Below are 16,991 nucleotides of genomic sequence, written 5' to 3' on the forward strand. Positions count from 1 at the left end.
TCCCACATGGGTGATGTGTTGCCTGCTAAATCACGCGTTTTCCAGCAAGTTATGCAATTCCACAAACTGCTGTGTCAGCTTGTGCCGTGGGTCCAGGTGGATCAGCGGCATGTTCGCCTGGTGCGATTCACGCATGCGCACCGAACTGGTGAGGTACACCGGCAGTACCGGCAAACCTTCGGCAATCAATTCATCCAGCATCTGCTGCGGCAGGCTCGCCCGGGCCTGGAACTGGTTGACCACGATGCCTTCCACTTCCAGCCCTTCGTTGTGGTCTTCCTTCAATTCTTCAATCTCTGCCAGCAGGCCATACAGCGCCTGGCGGGAGAAGCTGTCGCAATCGAAGGGGATCAGCACGCGATCAGCGGCAATCAGCGCTGAAACGGCATAAAAGTTCAACGCCGGCGGCGTATCCAGGTAGATCCGGTCGTAGTCCTCGCTCAATTCATCCAGCAGCTTTCGCAGCTTGTTGATCTTGTGCTTGGCCTCGAGCTTGGGCTGCAGGTCTGCCAGTTCCGCGGTGGCGGTGATGACGTGCAGGTTGTCGAACGGGGTTTCGTAGATATCCACCTGGTTTTTCTTCGAAAACGGCCCGGAAGACAGGGTTTGCTTGAAGAAGTCGGCGATTCCCATGGGGATATCGTCGCCGGTCAGCCCGGTGAGGTACTGGGTAGAGTTAGCCTGGGCATCGAGGTCCACCAACAGGGTTCGATAGCCTTCGCTGGCGCTGACCGCCGCCAGGTTGCAGGCAATGCTGGACTTGCCAACACCGCCTTTTTGGTTGAACACCACGCGCCGCATGGAAAAACCTCCGTGTATCAATGAATGACCCGAGTGTAGAGGGCAAAAGCGCCCGTTAGCTACCTCGTTTGTTCCTGTACTACAGCATCAGAGGCTCTATCTCGCATAACAATTTCCCGTCTGTCCGACAAAGCAGGAATTGCCTGACACCTGCTGCCCTACCTGCATGATGGACAATCGGTAATTCTTTCCAGCGAATTTGTAATCATCCGTGAACAATTCTTTACCAAAGTTTGCTAGAACCCCGCAGCACCGGGATAATGCGCGCCATTCGGCGATTGCACCCTGTCCCGGTATTCGGGGCCAATGGCCGCACAAGGAAGCCCGCAGGGGCGGGATAACTTCTCAGTGATCAATTTCAACATCGCCCAATGGCGCGCCTGGGCTCCCGGGCTCGAAAGCGCGGACGACTGGCGCACCTGGTGCCGGCAGCCGACATTGCTCGCCCGCACCGACGCGGCACCCGATGTGTCCTTCCTGCCGGCCATGCAGCGCCGGCGCCTGAGCCGCCTGGCGCGCATGGCCTTCAGTGTGGGCTGGCCCCTGGCCGAAGGCTTGCAACAGTTGCCATTGGTGTTTGTTTCCCGTCACGGCGAAACCCCACGCACCCTCGATATTCTCAGCGACCTGGCCAACGACGAGCCCCTGTCGCCGACCCAGTTCAGCCTGTCGGTGCATAACGCGGTGATTGGCCTGTGGTCGATCCTGCGCAATGAAACCAGTGAAATGACCGCCCTCGCCGCCGCCGGCGATGGCCTGGAGCACGGCATGCTCGAAGCCGCTGCCCTGCTCAATGAAGGCGCACCGGCTGTATTGCTGATCATTACCGAGGAACAGCCCCCCGAAGCCTATGCGCGCTGGATCGAGGACGTGCCCTTCCCCTACGCCCTCGGCCTGCTGCTGACACCGGGCGACGAGTGGCAGCTGGAACTGAATACAGCCGCTGTCCAACCCACCACCAAAGCCCAGTGGCCCCACGCCCTGAACCTGCTGCGCACCCTGCTGAACGAAGAGGGCGCCTGCCAACATGCCTGGAAGAACCGAGTATGGAACTGGCAACGCAAGTCCTGACCGAAAAGCCCCGGAAGGCCTACTACTGGCGCCTGTTCGCCACTGCCACCGCCTTCGCCCTGTTTGGCCTCGGCGGCCTGTGCCTGCGTGTCCTGGTGTTTCCGCTGCTCAGTTGCCTGCCGGGTGATGCCAAACAGCATCAGCGACGCGCCCGCCACACCATCAGCTGCCTGTTCTGGTTGTTTATCCGCATGATGATGCGCCTGGGCATCCTGACCTACAGCGTCGAAGGCGCGGAAAAGCTCGGCCGCCCGGGCCAGATGATCATCGCCAACCACCCATCGCTGGTGGATGTGGTGTTCCTGATCGCCCAGATGCGCCAGACCAACTGCGTGGTCAAGCAGAGCCTGTGGCAGAACCCCTTCACCCGAGGCCCGGTGCGCGACGCCGGCTACATCAGCAACGACGGCAGCGCCGACATGCTCGACGCCGCCGCCGATGCCCTACGGGACGGCCAGACCCTGATCATTTTCCCGGAAGGCACCCGCACCTCACCGGGCCAGGCACCGACCTTTCATCGCGGCGCCGCCGCCATTGCCCTGCGCGGTGCGAGCATCATCACTCCGGTAGTGATCAAGGTCAGCCCCACCACACTGACCAAGGCCGAACCCTGGTATCGCATCCCGAATCGCCGCTTTCACTTCAGTTTGCGCGTGGGTGCCGATATAGAACCACAGGCGTTTGCCGCACAAGGGCCCGCGCCCCAGGCATCACGCAAGCTCAACGATTACCTGCACCAGTATTTTATTAAGGAGCTCGCCGAAGATGAGCGACCAACACCGCCTTGAGCACGACATAAAAACGCTGATCATCGAGGCCCTGGGCCTGGAAGACATCAGCGAGAGCGACATCGGCAACGAGCAAACCCTGTTCGGCGAAGGCCTTGGCCTGGATTCAGTCGACGCCCTGGAATTGGGCCTGGCGATCCAGAAAAAGTACGGCATCAAGATCGATGCCGACGCCAAGGACACCCGCAATCACTTCACCAACGTGGCCAGCCTCGCGGCGTTCGTCACGGCCCGACAGGCAGCTTGAGACCGTACCATGCAAACTCGTGACGATATTTTCAACACCTTGCGCGACGCCCTGGTGGAACTGTTTGAACTGGAACCGGAACGCGTCACGCTCGACGCCAACCTGTACCAGGACCTGGAAATCGACAGCATTGATGCAGTGGACCTGATCGACCACATCAAGCGCCAGACCGGCAAGAAAATCGCCGCCGAAGAGTTCAAGGCCGTGCGTACCGTGAATGACGTGGTCGAGGCGGTCTACCGTCTGGTTCAACCGGCCGCATGAGCCGGCTGATCGGCCTTGGCCTGTTGCTGGCGGGGCTGCTGTACCCTTTTGCGGTGTATTACGGCACTGAGCATTTTGCCCCGTGGCAATTTGGCCTGCTGCTGGGCAGCCTGTGGCTGTTGCGCGCCCTGACCGGCGCCAGGCGCCCGGGCAGCCGCTGGATGGCGGCGGCGATCATTGTCTTTTGTCTGCTGCTCGCCTGGTTCGACAACCCGCAGATGCTGCGCTGGTACCCGAGCCTGGTCAGCGCCTTCATGCTGGCACTGTTCGGCCTGAGCCTGAAATACGGGCCGCCGATGGTCGAGCGCCTGGCGCGCATGAGCGAGCCGCAACTGCCCGAAAAAGCGATTGTGTATACCCGCAAGGTCACCGTGGTGTGGAGTGTATTTTTCCTGTGTAACGGCCTGCTCGCCGCCGCCCTCACCCTGTGGGCGCCGCTGAGCTGGTGGACGTTGTACAACGGCATGATCGCCTACGGGCTGATGGGGCTGTTGTTTGCCGTGGAATGGCTGGTACGACAAAGGGTTCGAGGCCGCGTATGAATTGGTTGAATCTTGAGCACTTGCTGCTTGAGCCTGTGGAGCAGCGTTTGGTGACCACCGAACCTGCCCTGGATCACCCACACTTGTGGGAGAAGTCCCTGAGCCTGGCCGCCGGGTTGCAAGCCCGGGGCATCCAGCGCCTGGCGGTGTACCTGGAAGATGCCGGCTTGCTGGCGATCGCGCTGCTGGGTGCATGGCGAGCAGGCGTCAGCGTGTTGTTGCCCGCTGACCTGCAACCACAAACGCGCCAACGCTGGGATGATGTCGTCGATGCCTGGCTGACCAAAGCTGGCGACCTGGATGCGCTGTATCAAGCGCCATTAAGCGCCGCGGCCCTGGACCTGGACGCCTGCTGCCTGAGCCTGTGCACCTCCGGCTCCAGCGGCGAACCCAAGCGCATCGACAAAACCCTGCGGCAGATGGCCAATGAAGTCCAGGCGCTGGAAACCCTGTGGGGCGCCGACCTGGGCGAGGCGTGCATCATCGGCAGCGTCGCCACCCAGCATATCTATGGCTTGCTGTTTCGGGTGCTGTGGCCGTTGTGTGCCGGGCGCACCTTTGTGCGCCAACAGTTGGCATTTCCCGAGGACTTGCAGCGCGCCAGCCGCGAGCATGCGCAATTTGCCTGGGTCGCCAGCCCGGCGCTCCTCAAGCGCATGGGTGACAACCTCGACTGGCCAGCGCTTACACCGGTCAAACGGGTGTTTTCCTCCGGCGGCGCCTTGCCCCTTGAGGCCGCCGGCAGCCTGCATCAGCGCCTGCAGCAATGGCCGACGGAAATCCTCGGCAGCTCGGAAACCGGTGGTATCGCCTGGCGCCAGGGCGAACAACCGTGGCAGCCGTTTGCCGACGTGCAACTGAGCCAGGACGCCGACGGCGCCTTGCGCATCGCCTCGCCATACCTGCCCGCCGGCCATGTCGAACAGACCGCCGACGCCGCCACCATCCACGCCGACGGCCGCTTCGAATTGCTCGGCCGCCTGGACCGCATCGTCAAGCTGGAGGAAAAACGCATCTCCCTGCCGATGCTCGAACAAGCGCTGATGGACCATGCCTGGGTCGCCGAAACGCGCCTGGGCGTGGTGCAGGAAAACCGCGCCTCCCTCGGCGCCCTCGTGGTGCTCAGCGCAGACGGCTTGCATGCCCTGCGTAACCAGGGCCGACGCACCGTCACCCAAACCCTGCGCCAGCACTTGAGCCAACACTGCGAAGCCCTGGCCCTGCCCCGCCGCTGGCGCCTGTTGCGCCAATTGCCGCTGAACACCCAAGGCAAGCTGCCCCAGGCCGACGTCGAAGCCCTGCTGCTGGCACCGCGCCCGAAAGCCCCGGAAGTACTGGAACAAGTCGAAGCCAACGGTGAATGGACCCTGCAACTGGCGATCCCGCCGGACCTCGCCTACTTCAGCGGCCACTTCCCGCAAACCCCGGTGCTACCGGGCGTGGTGCAAGTGGATTGGGCGCTGAGCCTGGGCCAGCAACTGCTCAAGCTGCCGGGGCCGTTCGCCGGGATGGAAGTGCTCAAGTTCCAGCAACTGGTACGCCCGGATGACCGGATCGAACTGCACCTGCGGTTCGATCAGGAGCGCGGCAAGTTGTACTTCGCCTACCGCAATGAGGCGGCCGCCTGCTCCAGTGGGCGGATCGTGCTGGAGAGGGTCAGTGATTAAGCTTTTGTGGCGAGGGAGCTTGCTCCCGCTGGAGTGCGCAGCACTCCCAACCCAGGCACTGTGGTTTATCAGGCAGGTCTCGGTCGCCTGTGTTGGGGCTGCTTCGCAGCCCAGCGGGAGCAAGCTCCCTCGCCACACGAAGTGCTTGTGCCAATGGGGTACCTGTTATGCATAACCCCTGCGCCTTGATCCCGGTCTACAACCACGAGGCCGCCGTGCCCGCCGTGGTGCGCACCGTGCTGTCCAGCGGCCTGCCATGCCTGCTGGTAGACGACGGCAGCAGCGCCGCCTGCGCCGCCGTGCTGGCGCAACTGGCAACCCTCGACAACGTGTCCCTGCTGACCCTGCCCGCCAACCAGGGCAAAGGCGCCGCCGTCATGGCCGGCTTTCGCGAAGCCGCACGCCTGGGTTTCACCCACGCCCTGCAAGTGGACGCCGACGGCCAGCACGACCTGCGGGAAGTCGGTACCTTCCTCGACGCCTCCCGCGCCCACCCGAATGCGGTGATCTGCGGCTACCCGGAATACGACGACAGCGTGCCCAAGGGCCGCCTTTACGCGCGCTACCTGACCCACGTTTGGGTGTGGATCAACACCTTGTCGCTGCAGATCCGCGATTCCATGTGCGGCTTTCGCGTGTACCCACTGCCACCGACCCTGGCCTTGATGGACTCGGCCAACATCGGCAAACGCATGGATTTCGACTCCGACATCCTGGTGCGACTGGCCTGGCGCAACCAGCCGATGCGCTGGCTGCCGACCAAGGTGCACTATCCCGCCGACGGCCTGTCGCACTTTCGCCTGTTCCATGACAACGCGCTGATTTCCTCGATGCACACCCGGCTGTTCTTCGGCATGTTGGTGCGCGCGCCGATGATCCTCTGGCGCCGGTGGCAGGCATGAGCCAGGACACCAAGCACTGGGCCGACCGCGAGGAGCGCGGCAGCTTCTGGCTGATGAAATTCACCGCCTTCGCCGCCAAGGTCCTCGGGCGCCGGCTGCTGAGCCCGCTGCTCTACGGCATCGTTTTCTACTTCTTTCTGTTCGGCCGCACGGCCCGCCAAAGCGCCTGGCAATACCAGCAGCGCCTGGCCGACTGGAGCCGGCGCGACGACCTGCGCCCTACCCACAGAAGCGTCTTCGGCCAGTTCATGGCATTCGCCGACGCCCTGCTGGACAAGCTCGACGTATGGAACGGCAAGCTGCGCCTGGAGCAGATCGAAATCATCGACCCGGCCCAACTGCGCGGCCAGCTGCGCAGCGAACGCGGGCAGATGCTGGTGGGCGCGCACCTGGGCAACCTTGAAGTGTGCCGCGCCCTCGCCGAGCTTGGCGAAAAGGTCACCATGAACGTGCTGGTGCACACCAAGCACGCTGAACGTTTCAACCGGATTCTGGGCGAAGCCGGGGCGACCAATCTGCGCCTGATCCAGGTCAGCGAACTTGATCCGGCAGTGATGATGCTGCTCAGCCAGCGCCTCGACGACGGCGAGTGGCTGGCGATTGCCGGCGACCGCGTACCGCTGCATGGCGGGCGCACGGTACGCGTGGATTTCCTCGGCCATGACGCCGCCTTCCCCCAAGGCCCGTGGCTGTTGGCCGGTTTGCTGAAATGCCCGGTCAACCTGCTGATGTGCTTGAAGCATCAAGGCCGTTATCGCCTGATCATCGAGCCGTTCGCCCGGTTGATCGAATGGAAACGCAGCGACCGCCAGCAGGTGATCGCACAATGGACCGCCCGCTACGCCGAGCGCCTGGGCCAGTTCTGCCTGGAAGCGCCCCAACAATGGTTCAACTTTTACCCTTTCTGGAAGACCGATGACGACGCATCTTGAGCCGGTAACCTTCGGCGAAATTCCCCTGCGCATCGAAGACGTGCTGGCCCTGGCCAACCGTCAGGCGCCGACTCAACTGCAAGCCGATGCCAAGTACCGCCAGCGCATCGCCAAGGGCGCGCAGTTCCTGGATTCGTTGCTGGACAAGGAAGGCGTGATCTACGGCGTGACCACCGGCTACGGCGACTCGTGCGTGGTGGCGGTGCCGCTGGAGCACGTCGAAGCGCTGCCCCGCCACCTCTACACGTTCCACGGCTGCGGCCTGGGCAAGTTGCTGGATGCGCAAGCCACCCGCGCGGTGCTGGCGGCGCGGTTGCAGTCGCTGTGCCATGGCGTGTCGGGCGTGCGCGTGGAGTTGCTGGAGCGCCTGCACGCGTTCCTGGAATTCGACGTGCTGCCGCTGATTCCGGAAGAAGGCTCGGTGGGCGCCAGCGGTGACTTGACGCCGCTGTCCTACGTGGCCGCAACCTTGTCTGGTGAGCGCGAAGTGATGTTCCGTGGCGAACGCCGCCAGGCGTCGGAGGTGCACCGCGAGCTGGGCTGGGACCCGCTGGTACTGCGCCCGAAAGAGGCCCTGGCACTGATGAACGGCACCGCCGTGATGACCGGCCTCGCCTGCCTGGCCTTCGCCCGCGCCGACTACCTGCTGCAACTGGCCACGCGCATCACCGCGCTGAACGTGGTGGCGCTGCAAGGCAATCCGGAGCATTTCGACGAGCGCCTGTTCGCCGCCAAGCCACACCCGGGGCAGATGCAAGTCGCCGCCTGGCTGCGCAAGGATCTGGCGATTGACGCGCCGACCGCGCCGCTGCATCGCCTGCAAGACCGTTACTCCCTGCGCTGCGCGCCCCACGTCCTGGGCGTGCTGGCCGACAGCCTGAACTGGTTGCGCTCGTTCATCGAGATCGAACTCAACAGCGCCAACGACAACCCGATCATCGACGCCGAAGAAGAACGCGTGCTGCACGGCGGCCACTTCTACGGCGGCCACATCGCCTTCGCCATGGACAGCCTCAAGACCCTGGTGGCCAACGTCGCCGACCTGCTGGACCGCCAGCTCGCGCTGCTGGTGGACGTGCGTTACAACCACGGCTTGCCGAGCAATTTGTCCGGTGCGCCAGCCGAGCGGGCGATGATCAACCACGGCTTCAAGGCTGTGCAGATCGGCACCAGCGCCTGGACCGCCGAAGCGTTGAAAAACACCATGCCGGCCAGCGTGTTCTCGCGCTCCACCGAGTGCCACAACCAGGACAAGGTGAGCATGGGCACCATCGCCGCCCGCGATGCGATTCGTGTGCTGGAACTGACCGAACAAGTCGCCGCCGCCACCTTGCTCGCCGCTAATCAGGGCGTATGGCTGCGGGCCCAGGCTGAAGACGCGCGTCCGCTGCCGCCGGCGCTGGCCGCCATGCACGACGAGCTGGCCAAAGACTTTCCGCCGGTCATCGAAGACCGCGCCCTGGAAGGCGAATTGCGCCTGTGCCTGAAACGCATCGCCGAGCAACACTGGAGGCTGCATGCGTAGCCCCGGCGTGTTGCACTGCGACACTGAAATCCTCGTGCCGTTTTTCGACATCGACACCATGAACGTGGTGTGGCACGGGCACTACGTAAAGTACCTGGAAGTCGCCCGCTGCGCCTTGCTGGACAAGCTCGGCCACAACTACACAGCAATGCTGCAAGCGGGTTACGCCTGGCCGGTGATCGATATGCAACTGCGCTATGTGCGCGGTGCAACCTTCGGCCAGACCATCAACGTGCGCGCCAGCCTGGTGGAGTGGGAGAACCGCTTGAAGGTCAATTACCTGATCAGCGACAAGGCCACCGGTGAGCGTCTGACCCGCGCCAGCACCGTGCAAGTGGCGGTGGAAATTGCCAGCCGTGAAATGCAGTTGGCGTCGCCAAAAATATTCACTGACGCCATAGAGAGAGCCTTGAAATGAGATTCCCTGTGGGAGCGGCGGTGCGACGATTCGACTTGCTCGCGAAAATCGTCAACGATAACGCAGGCCGCCTGACACCCCGTGGCGCCCTCAGGTTCTTCGCGAGCAAGTCGAATCGTCGCACCGCCGCTCCCACAGGAATCGCCTTCATTCTGTTGTTGGGCATTCCAGGCCTGGCCCATGCTTTCGACCTGCAACAACTCAGTGATCAGCTTGCAAAGCCAACGGTGATCCACGGAAACTTCATCCAGGAAAAACATCTGCGCGCGCTGCCGCAGCCGCTGACCAGCAAGGGCACCTTCGTCCTGGCCAAGGACCACGGCCTGCTGTGGCTGCTGAAAACCCCGCTGCAACAGGACTACCGCATCAGCGCCAACGGCATCGCCCGGCGTGACGCCAACGGCTGGCAATTGCTGCCGAACAAGAGCGCCGGCGCCGAGCAGAACCGTTTGTTCCTCGCCGTGTTACAGGGCGACAGCAGTGGCTTGCAGCGTGACTTCGAGCTGCAACTGCAAGGCGAAGCCCAGCAGTGGAAACTCACGTTGATCCCGCGCTCGCTGCTGCTCAAGCAGGTGTTCACCCAAATCAATATCGACGGCGGCGAACTGGTGCAGAAGATCGAGCTGCTGGAAACCCAGGGCGACAGCACCGTACTGCGCATGCAGGACAGCACCAGCAGCCAACCCTTGAGCGACGCGGAGCAACACGACTTTGCCGAGTGAACGCTGGTTGCCGCGCCTGTTCCTGATCCTGCTGGTGGCCGTGTTGGCCCTGGCGGGTTGGCAATGGCGCCATGGCGCACCGCTGTCGGCGAACCTGATGGAACTGGTGCCCGGCACCGCGCCGGATGCGCTGGAGCTGCGCGCCGAACAGCGCATGCAGGAACCGCTGAACCGCGAAATGCTGGTGCTGGTGGGGCACGCCGACCGGCAAAAAGCCGTGGCCATGGCGACGCAATTGGGCGAAGCCTGGCAAGCCAGCGGCCTGTTTGAGAAAGTTCAGTGGAACCTCCAAGCCGACCTGCCGGCCCTGCGTCAGCAGTTGCTGCAAGGCCGGCTGGCGATGCTCTCGGCCAAGGATCGCGAGCAACTGATCGACGAGCCCCAGGCGTTTATTCAGCAGCGGGTTCAGGCGCTGTTCGACCCGTTCACCGGCTTCAGCCTGGTGCCGAGCCAGGACGATTGGCTGGGCCTCACCGGGCGCATCCAGAACAGCCAGCCGCAACACGGTTCGGTGCAGCTGGATATCGGCAGCGGCGCGCTGATCGCCGATGCCGACGGCAAAAGCTGGGTACTGCTGCGGGCCCGCACCACCGGCAATGCCTTCGACATGAAACTGCCGCTGCAAGTGGCTGACCTGCTCAAGGCCAGCCGCGAGCAGGCCGACCAGCAAGGCGCGCAATTGCTCGCCGCCAGCGGCCTGCTGTATGCAGCCAATGGTCAGCAGCAGGCCACCCGGGAAATCACTTGGGTCGGCGGCGGCGCGACGGTAGGCATCCTGTTATTGCTGCTGCTTGCGTTCCGCCGCTGGCGGGTGTTGCTGGCGTTCGTGCCGGTGCTGGTGGGCATGCTGTTTGGTGCGGTGGCCTGTGTGGCGCTGTTCGGGCATATGCATGTGATCACGCTGGTGCTGGGCTCGAGCCTGATCGGCGTGGCGGTGGATTACCCGCTGCATTACCTGTCCAAGAGCTGGAGCATGAGCCCTTGGCGCAGTTGGCCGGCCTTGCGCGTGACCTTGCCGGGCCTGAGCCTGAGCCTGGCCACCAGTTGCATCGGTTACCTGGCCCTGGCGTGGACGCCGTTCCCGGCGCTGACGCAAATCGCGGTGTTCTCCGCTGCCGGTCTGGTGGGCGCTTACCTGTCGGCCGTGTGCCTGTTGCCGGCCTTGCTCAAAGGCGTCGAGCTGCGCCCGGCGCAATGGCCGCTGCGCATTGCCGAGTTCCTGCTGAGCGTGCGCGAGTCGCTGCTCAAGCGCCTGCCAAGCCCGGTGTTGTTGATACTGGTGTTGGTGTTTTGCGCCGGTGGGCTGTGGCACCTGAACAGCAAAAACGATATCCGCCAGTGGATCGGTGCGCCGCCGCAGTTGCTGCAGGAAGCCCAGGCCGTTGCGCGGATTACCGGGTTCCAGCCCACCAGCCAGTTCTTCCTCGTGCGGGCGGACAACCAGCAGCAGTTGCTGGAACGCCAGGCCGCGCTGAGCCAGCGCCTGGATCAGTTGGTGAACATGGACAAGCTCCAGGGTTACCTGGCGCTCAATCAGTTGGTCAGCGCGCCGGCGGAGCAACAGCAACTGCGTGAAGCCCTGAACCAACTGCCGCAGTACTGGCAGCCATTGCTGGACCTCGGCGTACCGGCCGCCGCCCTGCAAGCCGAGTTGGCCCAGTTGCAGTCACTGCCCACCGAAGACATCGACGCGGCGCTGATCGGCCCACTGGCGGAGCCGTGGCGCACACTGTGGCTGGGGAATGTCGACGGTGGCGTGGCGGCGATGGTGAGCCTGCAAGGTTTGAACAACCCGGCCTTGCTGCGGGTGCAGGCCCTGGATCTGCCCGGCGTGCAGTTGGTGGATCGCCTCGGCGACTTGAACCAGGTGTTCGCCGCCACACAGATCAGCGCGGCGGAATTGAAATTGATGTCCTGCGTGTTGATCGTACTGCTGCTGATCCTGCCGTTCGGCTTCGGCGGCGCCTTGCGCATCGTCGCCCTGCCGTTGCTGGCGGCGCTGTGCAGCCTGGCCAGCCTGGGTTGGCTGGGGCAGCCGTTGACGTTGTTCAGCCTGTTCGGCCTGCTGCTGGTGACCGCCATCAGCGTCGACTACGCGATCCTGATGCGTGAACAAATTGGCGGCGCCGCCGTGAGCCTGTTGGGCACACTGTTGGCGGCCGTGACTACCTGGCTATCGTTCGGCCTGCTGGCTATTTCCAGCACACCGGCGGTGAGTAATTTTGGGCTGTCGGTGAGCCTGGGGCTGGCGTTCAGCTTCATGCTGGCGCCGTGGGCCAGCCCGTCCGGGACAAGGAAGATGAGATGAGCAGCCAATACCTGAGTAAAAACTACGTCGAAGAAACCAAGTTCGGCTTCTGGTTCCTGCGCAGCCACACCTGGCAGCACCATGTGCTGCGCGTGGCCATCAACGACCTGCGCAGCTTGTTCAGCGACCCGCTGCCGGTTGCTCCGGTGCTGCTGGACGCCGGCTGCGGCCAGGGCAAGTCGTTCCAGTACCTGCAGCAGGTGTTCGCCCCCGAACGCCTGATCGGCCTCGACGCCGACCCCCACAGCCTCGACCTGAGCCGCGCCGAAGCCGCGCGCCAGGGTATCGCCATCGAGTTGATCGGCAGCGACTGCGCGACCCTCGACGTGGCCGACGCCAGTGTCGACGTGCTGTTCTGTCACCAGACCTTCCATCATCTGGTGGAACAGCATCGCGCCCTGAAAGAGTTCTATCGGGTGCTCAAGCCGGGCGGCTACCTGCTGTTTGCCGAATCCACCGAGGCCTATATCGACACCTGGGTAATCCGCTGGCTGTTTCGTCACCCGATGCATGTGCAGAAAAGCGCAGAAGAGTACCTTGAGATGATTCGCGAGCAGGGCTTTGAGTTCGGCCCGCAGAACGTCTCGTACCCGTACCTGTGGTGGAGCCGCGCCACCGACTTCGGCCTGCTTGAGCGCTGGGGCCTGCGCCAGCCAAAACCGGCCGGCCAGCGCGAAGAAACCCTGGTCAACGTGGTCGCCCGCAAACCTCTGGCGAGCGCTGAAACATGATCCGAATGCTGTTGATCGGCTGTCTGTTGCTGCTGGGCGCGTGCGCCAGCCAGCCGCCGTTGCCGTCGAAAAACCCGGTACTGAGCCTGCCACTGCAACTGCACGTACAGCGCGAACAGGGTGGCCAGCGCCAGGACTGGTTGCTGGTGATGCAGCGCGAAGGCGGCGGGATCCGCTGGTCGATGATGGACCCGCTGGGCATTCCCCAGGCTCGGCAGATGCTGATCAATGGCGCCTGGCAGGCCGACGGTCTGCTGCCGCCCAATCCCCAGGCGCGTGAACTGTTTGCCGCGCTGTTGTTCGCCCTGACCTCGGCGGATGAAGTTTCCAGGCTGTACCCCGGGACCCAGGAAATGGACCTGATCCGCACCCTGCCGTCCCACTGGAAGATCACCTATCACTCCTCCCTGGTGTTTCGCGTGGACGTGATCGGGCAACACCTGACCTACCACATCTCGCCGCTAGGGGCTGCCCGATGAGCGCCTACCTCAATGCCCTCGGCGTGATCTGCGCCCTGGGCCGCGACAAGCGCGAAGTCAGCCGCAGCCTGTTTGCCGGCGACTGCTCCGGCATGCGCGCCGAAAGCGGCTGGGTGCCGGAGCGTGTGTTGCCGGTGGCCGCTGTGCACGGTGAACTGGCGGCGATACCGCCCGGGCTGGAATCCCATCGCAGCCGCAATAACCAGTTGCTGCTGGAAGCCGCGTTGCAGATTGACGACGAGATCCGGCAAGCGATCCAGACGTTCGGCGCGTCGCGCATTGGCATCGTGCTCGGCACCAGCACCTCGGGCATCGATGAAGCCAGCCGTGGCATCGCCCACTATCTGCGGGAAAACCAGTTCCCCGCCGACTACGACTATCAGCAACAGGCGCTTGGCGCCCCGGCCGATTTCCTCGCCGACTGGCTGCAACTGAGCGGCCCGGTTTACGTGATTTCCACCGCCTGCACCTCCAGCGCACGAGCGCTGATGAGTGCCCAACGCCTGTTGGACCTGGGCGTGTGCGATGCGGTGATCTGCGGTGGCGTCGACACGCTGTGCAAGCTGACCCTCAATGGTTTTTCGTCGCTGGAGGCGGTTTCGGCAGAGCGCTGCAATCCGTTTTCGCTGAACCGCAACGGCATCAATATCGGCGAAGCCGCCGTGCTGTTCCTGATGAGCAAAACCCCGGCGCCGTTCGCACTGCTGGGCAGTGGCGCCAGTTGCGACGCCCACCATATTTCCGCCCCCGAGCCTACCGGCAAGGGTGCGTTGCAAGCGATGCGCAAGGCCCTGGCCAGCGCACAACTGGCGCCCGGACAAATCGGTTACCTGAACCTGCACGGCACCGCTACCCAACATAACGATGCCATGGAAAGCCTGGCGGTCGCGGCCCTGTTCCCGGACGGCGTAGCCTGCTCCTCGACCAAACCCATGACCGGCCACACCCTGGGCGCCGCCGGCGCGCTGGAAGCGGCGTTCTGCTGGCTGAGCCTGGCAGAAGGCGTAGTGCCGCCGCATGTCTGGGATGGCCAGGCGGACCCCGACCTGCCCGTACTGAAGTGGGCGTCGCCCGGCGACGCCCTGGAAAAACGCTGCCTGATGAGCAACTCGTTTGCCTTCGGCGGCAACAACGTCAGCCTGATTATCGGAGACGCCCCATGACTGATTGGCCGCTCGCCGAACTGCTGCCCCACGCCGGTGACATGATCCTGATCGATCAGGTCCTGAGCTTTGATGAAGAACAGATCCAGACCCGCCTGACGGTCAAGCCCGGCGGGCTTTTCAACCGCGCTGACGGCAGCCTGCCCGCGTGGGTCGGCATTGAGTTGATGGCGCAAAGCGTCGCGGCCTACGCCGGTTGCCGCGCGCGCCAGAAAGGTGAAGCCGTGGAGTTGGGCTTCCTGCTGGGCACGCGCAAGTTCGAGTGCAACGTCGAGCACTTTCCCGCCGGCACCGAGCTGACCATCCACGGCCTGCGCTCCCTGGAAGACGACAACGGCATGGGTGTGTTCGAATGCCACCTCACCGGTCACGGCATCCAGGCCAGCGCGCGCTTGAACGTATTTCGACCGCCCCAGGCGGCCAACTATTTAGATGAATCGAAGGACACCACGCCATGACTGAATCCGTATTGGTGACCGGCTCCAGCCGTGGCATCGGCCGCGCTATCGCTGTGCGCCTGGCCCAGGCCGGGCACGACATCGTGCTGCACTGCCGCAGCGGGCGTGCCGAGGCGGATGCGGTGCAGGTCGAAATCGAAGCGCTGGGGCGCAAGGCCCGGGTGTTGCAATTCGATGTGGCGGACCGCGCCAGCTGCAAGGAGATCCTTGAAGCCGACGTGGAAGCCCATGGCGCGTATTACGGCGTGGTGCTCAATGCGGGCCTGACGCGCGACGGCGCGTTTCCAGCGCTGTCGGAAGACGATTGGGACGTGGTGATGCGCACCAACCTCGACGGTTTCTACAACGTGCTGCACCCGGTGATGATGCCGATGATTCGTCGTCGCGCCGCCGGGCGGATCGTGTGCATCACCTCGGTATCCGGGCTGATCGGCAACCGCGGCCAGGTCAACTACAGCGCGTCCAAGGCCGGCCTGATCGGCGCCGCCAAGGCCCTGGCCATCGAGCTGGGCAAGCGCAAGATCACCGTCAATTGCGTGGCCCCCGGGCTGATCGACACCGCGATGCTCGATGAGAACGTACCGGTGGAAGAGCTGATGAAAATGATCCCCGCCCAGCGCATGGGCACTCCGGAAGAAGTCGCCGGGGCGGTGAATTTCCTGATGTCGGCAGAAGCCGGCTACATCACCCGCCAAGTGCTGGCCGTGAATGGAGGCCTGTGCTGATGAAACGTGTGGTGGTCACCGGCATGGCCGGCGTTACGTCCCTGGGCAGCGATTGGGCAACCATCGCCGCCAACTTCCGCGCCAACCGCAGCGGCATCCGGCGCATGGACGAGTGGGACCGTTTCACCGAACTGAACACCCGGCTGGCCGGGCCGATCGATGATTTCGTGGTGCCCGCCCACTGGACCCGCAAGCAACTGCGCAGCATGGGCCGGGTTTCCCGGCTAGCGGTATGGGCGGCGGAGCAGGCGCTCAAAGACGCCGGCTTGCTGGGCGACGAGTCGATCAAGGACGGGCGCATGGGCGTGGCCTGTGGCTCGTCCACCGGCAGCACCGACGAGATCAAGGCCTTCGGCAATATGCTGCTGAACTCGGTGGCCGAGGGGCTGAACGCCAACTCCTACGTGCGGATGATGCCCCACACCACGGCGGCGAATATCAGCATCTTCTTCGGCCTCACCGGCCGGCTGATCCCCACGTCCAGCGCGTGCACCAGCGGCAGCCAGGGCATCGGCTACGCCTATGAAGCCATCAAGTTCGGCCGCCTGCCGCTGATGTTGGCAGGTGGCGCCGAAGAGCTGTGCCCTACCGAAGCCATGGTGTTCGATGCGCTGTACGCCACCAGCCTGAAAAACGATGCACCACAAACCAGCCCGCGTCCCTACGACAGTGGCCGCGACGGCCTGGTGATCGGCGAAGGCGGCGGCATCCTGGTACTCGAAGAACTGGAACATGCACTGGCCCGTGGCGCGCATATCCACGCCGAAATCGTCGGCTTCGGCAGCAACGCCGACGGCCAGCACACCACCCGCCCGGAACAGGCCACCATGCGCCGCGCCATGGAACTGGCATTGGAAGATGCGGGGCTTGCGCCCGACGCGATCGGCTATGTGAACGGCCATGGCACCGCCACCGACCAGGGCGACATCGCCGAAACCCTGGCCACCAGCAGCCTGTTCGGCAGCCGCATGCCCATCAGTTCGCAGAAGAGTTTCCTCGGCCACACCCTGGGTGCATGCGGCGCGCTGGAGTCGTGGTTCAGCATCGAGATGATGAACCGCAACCAATACGTGCACACCTTCAACCTCGACGAAGTCGACCCGCGCTGCGGCGAGCTGGACTACCTGCAAGGTGAGTTCCGCGAGCTGCACAGCGACTACGTGATGAACAACAATTTTGCCTTTGGCGGCGTCAACACTTCGCTGATTTTCCGCCGCTGGGTGTAAGTTTTTTTACTGACTGGAGAAA

Annotated in this window: 19 protein-coding genes; 18 read left to right on the forward strand and 1 reads right to left on the reverse strand. The window is 63.8% G+C overall.

Features of this window, described 5'->3' with window-relative positions:
- Positions 1 to 30 precede the first annotated feature (30 nt).
- Entirely contained in the window at positions 31 to 801 is a 771-nt protein-coding gene (locus HX801_RS19030) for a ParA family protein (protein ID WP_003209397.1), read from the reverse strand.
- Between the two features lie 348 nt (positions 802 to 1,149).
- Between HX801_RS19030 and HX801_RS19035 the strand changes: the two genes are divergently transcribed.
- The 18 genes from HX801_RS19035 (at position 1,150) to HX801_RS19120 (ending at position 16,969) form a co-directional block, all read left to right on the forward strand.
- Positions 1,150 to 1,872: a beta-ketoacyl synthase chain length factor gene (locus tag HX801_RS19035; protein WP_177022516.1), complete on the forward strand. Its 723-nt coding sequence runs from the start codon at positions 1,150 to 1,152 to the stop codon at positions 1,870 to 1,872.
- The gene (locus tag HX801_RS19040) at positions 1,848 to 2,660 is read left to right on the forward strand and encodes a 1-acyl-sn-glycerol-3-phosphate acyltransferase (RefSeq protein ID WP_008439194.1); all 813 of its coding nucleotides are present in this window, start codon (positions 1,848 to 1,850) and stop codon (positions 2,658 to 2,660) included. The genes HX801_RS19035 and HX801_RS19040 overlap by 25 nt, the downstream gene beginning before the upstream one ends.
- Positions 2,638 to 2,907 (forward strand): phosphopantetheine-binding protein, encoded by a 270-nt coding sequence (locus HX801_RS19045; RefSeq protein ID WP_008439197.1) that lies wholly within the window; start codon positions 2,638 to 2,640, stop codon positions 2,905 to 2,907. The genes HX801_RS19040 and HX801_RS19045 overlap by 23 nt, the downstream gene beginning before the upstream one ends.
- Before the next feature lie 9 nt (positions 2,908 to 2,916).
- Positions 2,917 to 3,171, forward strand: coding sequence for an acyl carrier protein (locus tag HX801_RS19050; protein WP_003209389.1), 255 nt, complete (start codon positions 2,917 to 2,919; stop codon positions 3,169 to 3,171).
- Positions 3,168 to 3,713 carry a hypothetical protein gene (locus HX801_RS19055; protein WP_177022517.1) on the forward strand — a complete coding sequence of 182 codons (546 nt, stop codon included), beginning with the start codon at positions 3,168 to 3,170 and terminating at the stop codon, positions 3,711 to 3,713. Before HX801_RS19050 ends, HX801_RS19055 begins: the two co-directional genes overlap by 4 nt.
- The gene (locus HX801_RS19060) at positions 3,710 to 5,380 is read left to right on the forward strand and encodes an acyl-CoA synthetase family protein (protein ID WP_177022518.1); all 1,671 of its coding nucleotides are present in this window, start codon (positions 3,710 to 3,712) and stop codon (positions 5,378 to 5,380) included. Before HX801_RS19055 ends, HX801_RS19060 begins: the two co-directional genes overlap by 4 nt.
- 167 nt (positions 5,381 to 5,547) lie before the next feature.
- The gene (locus HX801_RS19065; RefSeq protein WP_003209383.1) at positions 5,548 to 6,282 is read left to right on the forward strand and encodes a glycosyltransferase family 2 protein; all 735 of its coding nucleotides are present in this window, start codon (positions 5,548 to 5,550) and stop codon (positions 6,280 to 6,282) included.
- Entirely contained in the window at positions 6,279 to 7,214 is a 936-nt protein-coding gene (locus HX801_RS19070; protein WP_003209381.1) for a glycosyl transferase, read from the forward strand. Before HX801_RS19065 ends, HX801_RS19070 begins: the two co-directional genes overlap by 4 nt.
- A complete protein-coding gene (gene hutH, locus HX801_RS19075; RefSeq protein ID WP_003209379.1) occupies positions 7,198 to 8,739 on the forward strand; it encodes a histidine ammonia-lyase in 1,542 nt (513 codons plus the stop codon). Before HX801_RS19070 ends, hutH begins: the two co-directional genes overlap by 17 nt.
- A complete protein-coding gene (locus HX801_RS19080) occupies positions 8,732 to 9,157 on the forward strand; it encodes a thioesterase family protein (RefSeq protein ID WP_134325616.1) in 426 nt (141 codons plus the stop codon). The genes hutH and HX801_RS19080 overlap by 8 nt, the downstream gene beginning before the upstream one ends.
- Positions 9,154 to 9,879: an outer membrane lipoprotein carrier protein LolA gene (locus HX801_RS19085; protein ID WP_177022519.1), complete on the forward strand. Its 726-nt coding sequence runs from the start codon at positions 9,154 to 9,156 to the stop codon at positions 9,877 to 9,879. Before HX801_RS19080 ends, HX801_RS19085 begins: the two co-directional genes overlap by 4 nt.
- Positions 9,869 to 12,187 carry an MMPL family transporter gene (locus HX801_RS19090; protein WP_177022520.1) on the forward strand — a complete coding sequence of 773 codons (2,319 nt, stop codon included), beginning with the start codon at positions 9,869 to 9,871 and terminating at the stop codon, positions 12,185 to 12,187. The genes HX801_RS19085 and HX801_RS19090 overlap by 11 nt, the downstream gene beginning before the upstream one ends.
- Complete coding sequence (locus tag HX801_RS19095; RefSeq protein WP_003209370.1) at positions 12,184 to 12,918, forward strand: class I SAM-dependent methyltransferase; 735 nt, start codon at positions 12,184 to 12,186, stop codon at positions 12,916 to 12,918. Before HX801_RS19090 ends, HX801_RS19095 begins: the two co-directional genes overlap by 4 nt.
- Complete coding sequence (locus tag HX801_RS19100; protein ID WP_177022521.1) at positions 12,915 to 13,397, forward strand: hypothetical protein; 483 nt, start codon at positions 12,915 to 12,917, stop codon at positions 13,395 to 13,397. Before HX801_RS19095 ends, HX801_RS19100 begins: the two co-directional genes overlap by 4 nt.
- Positions 13,394 to 14,560 (forward strand): beta-ketoacyl-[acyl-carrier-protein] synthase family protein, encoded by a 1,167-nt coding sequence (locus HX801_RS19105; protein WP_177022522.1) that lies wholly within the window; start codon positions 13,394 to 13,396, stop codon positions 14,558 to 14,560. Before HX801_RS19100 ends, HX801_RS19105 begins: the two co-directional genes overlap by 4 nt.
- Complete coding sequence (locus HX801_RS19110) at positions 14,557 to 15,018, forward strand: hotdog family protein (RefSeq protein ID WP_102604305.1); 462 nt, start codon at positions 14,557 to 14,559, stop codon at positions 15,016 to 15,018. Before HX801_RS19105 ends, HX801_RS19110 begins: the two co-directional genes overlap by 4 nt.
- Positions 15,015 to 15,743, forward strand: a complete 729-nt coding sequence (gene fabG, locus HX801_RS19115; protein WP_087692521.1) for a 3-oxoacyl-ACP reductase FabG — start codon at positions 15,015 to 15,017, stop codon at positions 15,741 to 15,743. Before HX801_RS19110 ends, fabG begins: the two co-directional genes overlap by 4 nt.
- On the forward strand, positions 15,743 to 16,969 hold the full coding sequence (locus tag HX801_RS19120; RefSeq protein ID WP_008439241.1) for a beta-ketoacyl-ACP synthase: 1,227 nt from the start codon (positions 15,743 to 15,745) through the stop codon (positions 16,967 to 16,969). Before fabG ends, HX801_RS19120 begins: the two co-directional genes overlap by 1 nt.
- Positions 16,970 to 16,991: the final 22 nt, after the last annotated feature.

Origin of the sequence: Pseudomonas sp. G1002 (assembly GCF_013385455.1) — a bacterium.
Classification (GTDB): domain Bacteria; phylum Pseudomonadota; class Gammaproteobacteria; order Pseudomonadales; family Pseudomonadaceae; genus Aquipseudomonas.